Source organism: Mesorhizobium sp. M5C.F.Ca.IN.020.32.2.1, assembly GCF_004023105.1.
Classification (GTDB): Bacteria; Pseudomonadota; Alphaproteobacteria; order Rhizobiales; family Rhizobiaceae; genus Mesorhizobium; species Mesorhizobium wenxiniae.
In genome coordinates this window covers 1-6543 of record NZ_RZSX01000318.1, presented here as the reverse complement: position 1 = coordinate 6543, position 6543 = coordinate 1, and the positions used below count along the sequence as shown (strand labels likewise).

General features: G+C 58.9%; 4 protein-coding genes, 1 tRNA gene and 2 pseudogenes. 6 read left to right on the top strand and 1 reads right to left on the bottom strand.

Annotation, left to right across the window (positions count from 1 at the left end; translation table 11 throughout):
• Positions 1-981 precede the first annotated feature (981 nt).
• Together EOA86_RS17215 and EOA86_RS17210 are read left to right on the top strand one after the other, a co-directional pair.
• Complete coding sequence (locus EOA86_RS17215) at positions 982-1287, top strand: ETC complex I subunit (protein WP_029354278.1); 306 nt, start codon at positions 982-984, stop codon at positions 1285-1287.
• 61 nt (positions 1288-1348) lie between these two features.
• Positions 1349-1425, top strand: a tRNA-Arg gene (locus tag EOA86_RS17210).
• 907 nt (positions 1426-2332) lie between these two features.
• Here EOA86_RS17210 and EOA86_RS17205 read toward each other — a convergent pair.
• On the bottom strand, positions 2333-2809 hold the full coding sequence (locus EOA86_RS17205; RefSeq protein WP_128342741.1) for a hypothetical protein: 477 nt from the start codon (positions 2807-2809) through the stop codon (positions 2333-2335).
• Between the two features lie 832 nt (positions 2810-3641).
• On the opposite strand from EOA86_RS17205, the gene EOA86_RS17200 reads away from it, so the two are divergent.
• The 4 genes and pseudogenes from EOA86_RS17200 to EOA86_RS17185 form a co-directional block, all read left to right on the top strand.
• Positions 3642-3971 carry a hypothetical protein gene (locus EOA86_RS17200; protein ID WP_128342739.1) on the top strand — a complete coding sequence of 110 codons (330 nt, stop codon included), beginning with the start codon at positions 3642-3644 and terminating at the stop codon, positions 3969-3971.
• Between the two features lie 476 nt (positions 3972-4447).
• The gene (locus EOA86_RS17195) at positions 4448-5314 is read left to right on the top strand and encodes a universal stress protein (RefSeq protein WP_245497300.1); all 867 of its coding nucleotides are present in this window, start codon (positions 4448-4450) and stop codon (positions 5312-5314) included.
• A gap of 11 nt (positions 5315-5325) precedes the next feature.
• Positions 5326-5607: pseudogene (locus EOA86_RS17190) on the top strand (MBL fold metallo-hydrolase); the annotation flags it as partial.
• A 295-nt stretch (positions 5608-5902) separates the two neighbouring features.
• Positions 5903-6543: pseudogene (locus EOA86_RS17185) on the top strand (phosphoketolase); the annotation flags it as partial.

Here is a 6543-nt window from a genome sequence, read left to right as displayed (position 1 = left end):
GTTCCGGGCTTTGGAAGGCAACCCCCGAAACGACAAAAACGGACCGAACGCCATAGAGTGGCAGGGAGTTGCACGAAAAGTCCCCAAAGTCGCACGGCTGTTCATCGCGCTCCTCATGGATAGAAAAATGAAGTAGCCGCGCCTTGTCGCCCTCCGGCGCTAGCGAGGCTCGCGTTCAACTAGCTCGGCGGCGCGTCAACCGGCGGCGGTGCTTGGAACATCAATCGCTTCGCCAGCAGGGAAGCTGCTTGAATTGAGCGATCCTCAGCCCGTCACCAACGATACCACCTCCAGGATTCTGCGAATCTTGTGCTCATCGAAATCCGCGCGACCGACGATCTGGAAAAGGCTTAGCTAGCCAATTGCAACGCCCCTCGGGCGGCCAATAGCTTGTGCTTTTCGAAGATCGCTAGCTTCTGCGGATAAGTGATCCGCACCTTGGCGTTGCACCCGTCACATCTGAAGTGCGCGATCGTCCTTAGCGCAGAGCCCTTCCTTACCGCCGGATGCGAGCAATCCGGACATTCGAATGTGAGCGCAACATCAGACAAGTCTTCGGCTAAGCCCATTTCCATCCCCCTTCGCAAAGCGCTGTGGCTACACTCTGGCGAGTCTCACTAGCAAGTCAGATGTAGCAATTCAGATGCCAATCCCATTGTGCCAAAGCGAGACGAGAACGATTTGCATCGGCATTCGCCAAGCGCCTTGGGCGCCGGCACAACGTGCTCGTCAACGGCTCCCGCTGCTGATTACCGCGGCCCGAGTCCTTGCGGGCTATAGATTCCGGGCTTGGCTGCGCGACCCCTAAGAGACGAAACGGAACAAACGGCAGGGTCTTTTGCCGTGAACCGTCGCGCGGTCACCGTCGGTGGCCCGCCGTGTCGAAAGGTACGGCAGGCATCGGCCTTGCCGCCGGCGGCATTGCGCAGTAATGAGGGGAATACAGCGGCGGTGCCGCTTGCCCGCAGCAACGAGGTGTCCATGTCCGCGCGCATTTTCAGCCCAGCCAGAACCGCGATGCAGTCCGGCAAGGCCAAGACCGGCCACTGGGTGCTGGAATTCGATCCCGAGATGCGCAAGAAAATCGATCCGCTGATGGGCTACACCACTTCGGGTGATATGCGGAGCCAGATCAGGCTCACCTTCGACACCCGGGAAGAGGCGGTGGCCTATGCCGAGAAAGAGGGGCTGGCCTTCCGTGTCGAGGAGCCGAAAGAATCCAAGCGCCGCCAGATTTCCTATGCGGAGAATTTCCGCTATGACCGCAGGACGCCCTGGACGCATTGACCGGCAATGCCGGGCAGCCGTCCCAGCGCGTGATTCAGCCGGCCCTTGGCGTCGGCCCAGCGGTCCCGTAGCTCAGCTGGATAGAGCACCGGCCTTCTAAGCCGATGGTCACAGGTTCGAATCCTGTCGGGATCGCCAAGTTTTCGGTTATCTAATTGAAAACACTCGACATTACCGAAATCACGCCCTCACTGGCAACGCAACATCGGCCGTTGATTCCGTTGAGCAATCCCGGTCTTGCCCCGCACCTTTAGACCCTGAAATTACCCGCTCTAAGGCTCAGATCTTGCATGCTAGATCTGCGCTAGACTTGCTCCGCCAGGCAGCCATGGAAGGCTCGGGGATGATGCCAGACCGCTCGGAGATCGACGCCAGCGTCCGCCTCGAGGTCGCGCAAGCGTTGTTGCGAGATACAATAATCGTCCGGATCAAAATGGCTCGGCAACGTCAGGACGCGTTGCCGAGCCAGTAATCGGAAAACTTGCAAGAAAATGCGGGAACAGCGCCGCAGATAGAACCATCATGGGTAAAAGCGCGTTTTCATAGCCAGCCCTCCGTTTGGGCCGATCGTCGGGAACATGACCGACGTTGCATCTCCCTCAAGGGCATGAGGTATATTTAACTCCCCACCTTCGAGCTCGTGTTGGAATGGCACGGACATGGTGTGGGAGAGGAGCTTGGCAAAAAAGCACAAGCGCGCGACACGGGGTTTTCAGGACCACTCCGACTATGCCGCTGCCGTCATGAGCCCGAAAGAGCTGCGAATGGGGAAGAACAGGCCGACCGCATGACCCCGGCCTTCCGAAAGGTGCTTCCGGTCCAGAATGCCTGTCCTTGGCATTTGTTTGTCCCTGGTAGGGCAAACTATGCCTGCCGTCGAAGACGGCTCTTTCCAGATACAAGGACAACAGTCCGCGGTGATGCACAACATAAGAGGTGCTGAGCGAAGCGAAGAGCCGAAGGCCGCCAAAGGCGTTTCACCTCGACTCGTAAGGACTATGCAAGCGCTGTCATGACGTGCGGCGGTCGTTCAACAGATGATTGGCTATCGGACTACCTTGAAGGAGTTCCGGAAGTCTTCGCTCATGCCGGCGCGCTTCGGCGGATAGCAGAGGCCTTTTTCGCGCAACGCGCCGACTATATGGTGATGCCGCGCCGAGCGGGCGTCATCGTAAAGAATTTCCTCGTCTGGGCATGAGCCGATCCAGCCCTCGAATGCCTTGGCAGCTTCACGCCCATATGCGGCCGCGAGGCCGATGGCAACGTGGGAAGCAATCTGGTTGATCTGATCACGATCCATCTTGCCGCCCCTCGCAACGCATTGGTCGGACGACAGCCGGCGCAGCTGGACGAAGGCCTTCCGAATGCCGATTGCCGCCTCTGTCTCGGCAAAGCTCATTCCGTCGGCTCGGCACTGGCGGCGGAACTTGAGCGCGGCATCTTCAGCGGTTTCCGGGATAAGGCCGATCACCGCCACAATGGCGATCGCTGCGAGAACGATCATCGGGCCAAATGTGAGCATGGATGATCCACGGGTTCAGTTCTCGGGACATTGTAGGGCCGTACCTCGGTCTCGTCAAGAAGTAACACTTTGAAAATAAAAGAAAAACGGGCGCAGCGATTTCGGGGCTGAGCGGATCAAAAGGGGCCAGCTTTTTTGCCGCCAAGACCGGGTAGTAGGGGGGTCGAGTTAATTTTTGCGAACTCGAGGATCCCGGACCGGCTGCTGAGCCATTTTCGCGAGACTCCAGGGAAAGAATTTTATGCTGCCGTGGGTCTAATCACTGGCGAATGCGTTGTCCTCAAATATGAGATCGGCAGTATTGGGAATAGCGGGAGATGACCTCATTGCGGCTGTTCAGTTGCGAAGTGTGGTATGGCGGCGATCTGACCCGAAGCCGACGAACCTCTTCCCCGACGCGAACGGCAGCTTTGCGCCCTCATCTCGGACGCTCAAGCAGGTTTGAGCACTTCTTGAAAGCGGACGTATCTCGCATCGGCTTATTCTTCTCGATGTCCTGACGGTTGCGATTCGAGCGACCCTGCAGGTTGGGGCATTATACTGAGGACAGGGGCCAGTTGGACTAGAAGCTTACGGAGGTGGAATACAGTTGGGTAGAAGGACCTTCTTGACAGGTGATAGCAGGAGTTGGGGGGACGATGACCGGCAAAGATCTAATTGAGCAGATTCGGCGCTCGATCGCGGAAATGGGGAAGAGCCCGCCAACCAATCGAGCGGCGCCTTTCCCAACGATCTTCTGAATAAGAAGATCGAGAACTTCACATAGGCATGATCTGAATGAAAAGGCGTGCAAGTGCGGCGACGGCTTCACCTCCTATCGGAGGAGGATGTCATGGCTATCCTTGATAGGCGCCTGCTGCCTCTAATCGAAACGCTCGCAGACGCCGGCGATGACTGGCTCGCATTCGAACTCATGGATGGCATCCGTCGTGGTATCGAGCCTGAGGACACTGAGGAACTCCTCGCCGCGACACGCGAGCAGGTGAGCTCGGGTGAGTTGGCCAAGCGCAAGCAAGCTGAATTCATAGCCGCGGGTGCGAAACCAACCCTCGGCGACGATCAAATCGCCTGGGCGGCTGACCATGTTGCGAATCGCCTTGATGCGGAGGTTCTTCCTGACTGGCGGCCAAATGTGTCTTACCTTAAAAGCGCAGTCGAATGACGTGGGGAACACAGCGCACGTCTGGAGAAGCTCTGGCCGGATCCCGCTGCAATGTGTGGCGACTTTCGAGAAGCAGCGGCAACGTCCGGAATTGCGCGACCTGTTCGCAGATGAGGAATTACCGGGAACGATCACATGCTGCCATATAGCGCCCGAATTGGGCTGCTATTTGAGCCAGATAGCCTCCCCGTCACAACCTCTTACACAGTAGAGGGCGTCCTACATGGAGGGGACACCTACCCGGTTATCGGAAAATGTCGCCGTGCGGATAAGACTGGCTGTGAACGAGCCTCACAAGTGTGCTGGAGCATGCCTTCAGGGGCAAACAAAGGCTGATCGAGATTGGCGATCCTAGCTGTTACCTGAAGCCTATGCGCCGATGTGTTTTTGATGTTTTGATTGCACGCGTTTGCGGTGGATCAAAGCTGACGCCGTTCGCTGCCTCTACACATAGCGTGCACTGGCGTGAGGGTCGCTTGAACCTTGCCGCAACGGAGGCGAATCTGATGAACCACATAGCATCCCTCTCATTGACGACGTACCCGGACCCGACCCCTCCGAAAATAGCGGCGAACGCAGTCGCGGTCGTTAAGCAGATCGGGGCCGCGCTTCATGCTGTCGCCATCACTGTCGATATACCCGACGTTTCGAATGCGCTGTCGAGCTATCTCCTCGACCTTCCTAACAAGATCCGCGAGGTGGAAGCAGCCAGTCGCAAGTGCGGCACCACTTTGCTGCAGGCGGTTGCGAGGGAAGCCTCGCAAAGCGGCGTGACCCTGACCACACAAGAGATAACGGCACCGCCGGCATTGATGGGTGATGTTGCAGCAAAGGAGTCCCGCTATTTCGATCTCTGTCTGGCCGGTTGGGAGTCGGACAATCAGGCAGCTCGCATGGTTGCCGAAGCGATACTGTTCGGGTCGGGTCGCCCGACGATAATTCTTCCCGACGCCGCGGATATCGGTGTCCTTGGCCAAGTCGTCATCGCATGGGATGGCAGTCGCGTGGCGGCACGGGCCGTTGCCGACGCACAGCCGTTTCTGGAGCGCGCTTCGGCGATAACGGTCGTGACCGTGACGGATGAGAAACCGCTCCCCGGACGCGACATCGGCGAACGCCTTGCGCAGAGCCTCAGGACGCGCGGCCTGGCGGCCGGGGCCTCCTCGATTCAGATTGACGGTCGTTCGATCGGAACTGCTCTCCAGGAGCACGCCCTCAAGATCGGCGGCAACCTGCTCGTCATGGGCGGATACGGTCATTCGCGTATCAGAGACTTCGTGCTCGGTGGGGCGACCGAAGGTATTCTCTCGAATCTGCGCCTGCCCGTGCTCCTGTCGCACTAGGGCTTGGTGGCATGAGAGGCGATCGCGATAAGGATCCGGATCTGCGTTTCCACGGCGCAGCCCACGGCGTTACCGGCTCGTGCCATGAGATTGAGGCGTCACGTGCACGGATCCTCGTCGACTGCGGCCTGTTCCAGGGGTCGAAGTCCGAGCGCGAGTTGAACTACGGTGCATTCCCGTTCCCGCCTGAGGCGATTGACGCCGTCATCCTGACGCATGCGCATATCGACCACAGCGGCCTTCTGCCGAAAATGGTCAAGGAGGGGTTTTCTGGCCCGATCCACACGACCCGCGCCAATGAGCCGCGCCGCCTGAGGCCAAAAAAATCGCCCGCCTCGACTGGCACAATGACCTTCAAAGCTTCTCCTGGACATTAGCGAGGCGGTTGGCGCCGCAGCCGACGAAAGGGGCCGCGCCGCAATTGTCAAGCGAATGCGCCGGGCGCTCGAGGACAGCGATGCATAGAGGCCACACGACGTGACATGAACTGAAACCGCGCGAACGCTTTTCTGTGGTTCGCCGCAGGTCGACGAAGACAGGCGCATGTCGCGGTTCCGGCGACAGTCCAACAGGCAATGGGAGCCAGATATGACCGAGCATCTTATAGCAGCCTCAGAGGGCCGGTTGACCGACCAGGAGCTCCACGACATCGACGCCTATTGGCGCGCTGCCAACTATTTAACGATCGGCCAGATCTACCTGCTCGACAATCCACTGCTTCGCGAGCCATTGCGGCTGGACCATGTCAAGCCGCGCCTGCTTGGCCATTGGGGAACGTCGCCAGGGCTGAGTTTCATCTACGCGCATCTCAACCGCGTGATCCGGCTCAGGGATGCAAATGTCATCTATATTTGTGGCCCCGGCCATGGCGGGCCGGCAATGGTGGCGAACACCTATCTGGAGGGCACGTATAGCGAGCTCAATCCGGACATATCACTGGACGAGCAGGGCATGCGCAAGCTGTTCCGGCAATTCTCCTTTCCGGGCGGGATTCCGAGCCATGCCGCGCCCGATGTGCCCGGCTCGATCCATGAGGGCGGCGAGCTGGGTTACGCGCTTTCCCATGCCTATGGCGCCGCTTTCGACAATCCGGACCTTGTCGTCGCCTGCGTCGTCGGTGACGGCGAAGCCGAAACCGGGCCGCTTTCCGCCGCGTGGCACTCTAACAAGTTTCTCAACCCGGCGCGCGACGGCGCTGTGCTGCCGATCTTGCATCTGAACGGCTACAA

What these genes read in the sequence shown, in the direction of transcription:
- EOA86_RS17215 (WP_029354278.1), top strand. Translation starts at nt 982, where the DNA reads ATGTCCGCGCGCATTTTCAGCCCAGCCAGAACCGCGATGCAGTCCGGC.
- EOA86_RS17200 (WP_128342739.1), top strand. Translation starts at nt 3,642, where the DNA reads ATGGCTATCCTTGATAGGCGCCTGCTGCCTCTAATCGAAACGCTCGCA.
- EOA86_RS17205 (WP_128342741.1), bottom strand. Translation starts at nt 2,809, where the DNA reads ATGCTCACATTTGGCCCGATGATCGTTCTCGCAGCGATCGCCATTGTG.